The sequence below is a fragment of the Planktotalea sp. genome (assembly GCF_049680325.1).
Lineage (GTDB): Bacteria > Pseudomonadota > Alphaproteobacteria > Rhodobacterales > Rhodobacteraceae > Planktotalea.
This window is the reverse complement of sequence record NZ_JBAUHO010000133.1, coordinates 1-1,816: the sequence shown is the minus strand read 5'-3', so window position 1 is coordinate 1,816 and position 1,816 is coordinate 1. Positions and strand designations below refer to the sequence as shown.

Below are 1,816 nucleotides of genomic sequence, written 5' to 3'. Positions count from 1 at the left end.
GCGTAATTCTCGGACATATCTTCGTCCAACGCGGCAATGCCAGCCCGGAGGTGCTGCAGACCCTCCGTCCCCAGCATGGGTGCCAAACCTGAGATTAACGCGGGATAGTGCCCATAGTCATCATCAGGCAAAGCCGTGAGCAAAAGGTCGGCTAGAACAATCGGATCCGGCTCGACCGCTTCAGCGAGATCGATCAGATCCTCGCAGGCCGTGTGAAACACCGATTGCACCCGGCCAGTGCTGTCATCGCACCGCTCATAGACCCCATTGGCAAGGGCGACGAACCGCCAGATTAGTTCAAATGCAGCTTTAGGGTCTGACGGCCCAACTTGGCCGACTATGGCCTGCCTTTGCATATCAAGATCGGCCGCAAAGGCGTTCCGCCCCTGCCAGTCGACAAACGACCGCGACCGGGCAATTGCCATGAGCCGCTTGCGAATTTCCCGCGCGACATCTCCCGTCCCTGCTTCGCCCGCCAGTTCGAGCCTCAACCGCCGCTTAGCGCCCGCATTGCCTTTGGTGATCTCAATCAGAAGATCAGCCAGACGCTCAGCGCCAAGTGCCGCAAGGTTATCCGCATTCAGTGTTGTCTTTGGTGCCATGCGGAAATTCTAGAGCACGCCGCAGGTGAAATTCTAGCCACTACCCTCTGATCTTTCCTGTATCAGCCACAAAGGCAAACCGTGGTGAGCCGACCTTCGCTGCGGGGCGCACGAACTGGTAAGGTGCGGGACGAAGCCGCCGTTCGTTTTTCAGTGTTTGCTGACGCAGCATTCCCTCGCGCTTGCGGCGTGCGGTTTTCGGAACCGCGGCGAATTCCCGATTGCGGCCATTCGAAGGCGCAGATTTGAGGATCCATTAGGTACGGATTCGCAGAATACATGCATCATTGGAAGGCGGGGTCTAAGCAGGGCTTACTTTTCAACACGACCTTGGCCTTGAACTCTGGATGATGTTGCTTCCGTTTCGAAATTCCTGATCTTTTTCATGTTGAAGATCAGCAGACAGAAAATCCCGGACTAACGTCTGAGATCACAACACTGGGAAATCGCGCGAGCAGCAATGGTGGCTTGCTCATTTTCGATGCTCCCGGAAACCTTGCGCCACCGAGCTTGCGAAAAGCCTGGTGGTCTTTGCCGTTGCGGGCAGCTTCGCCAGTGCAAGCGTCTGTCCGACTTTGGGAACCGGTGGCTGACTAAAGACAATTCTATCTTTAACGCCTCCTTCACCGCGGTCATTCTAAATCCTCACCTTGAACATGCTGATGCCATAATTTGGGCACCTTTCATCTTTATGAAAGGGTCTTGCCGGCTGGGGATCGGCGAATTCTTCAGTGGTGAGACAATAGTCCAATGGCAACTAATACATTCGAAGCGTTTTATCTCGGTGTTTTTTCCGACCTCGATCCCAACGAAGGTAATTTTCAGGCCGAAAACTCCAGTTCTCTACTCGGCCAGACCTTCGGCGCGTCGACCGCACCGCTATATGACAGCATCGACAGTCTGACGACGGATGACGCCAACAATGATGGCGGTGTCTTGGAGAACGACAACGGGCTGATTGGCGAGGACCTGAGTTATGACGGCATGGCCTCAACGCTTGATAGCGTGATCGAATACAACGTCACACTTACCTACATTGATGGCACTACGGCGACGACCCAAATCATGTTGCTTCAGGACGAGGCAGGTCGCGTGTTCCTTGCGCCATTCTCTGCGGGAGGCGGTAACAACACGACGCTGGGCGCAAAGCCGATTGAATCGATAACGCTCGATTCAGTCGCTTCTGACAACTACAGCGGCCTACTTGCCAACAC

At 54.8% G+C, this 1,816-nt stretch carries 1 protein-coding gene and 1 pseudogene; one reads left to right on the top strand and one right to left on the bottom strand.

The annotated features are described in order from the left end of the window. A partial coding sequence (locus tag WBC85_RS05960) for a DUF6880 family protein (protein ID WP_424433958.1) occupies positions 1 to 602 on the bottom strand: 602 nt, incomplete at its 3' end. A gap of 750 nt (positions 603 to 1,352) precedes the next feature. Here WBC85_RS05960 and WBC85_RS05955 point away from each other — a divergent pair. Then, a pseudogene (locus tag WBC85_RS05955) lies at positions 1,353 to 1,816 on the top strand (hemolysin); the annotation flags it as partial.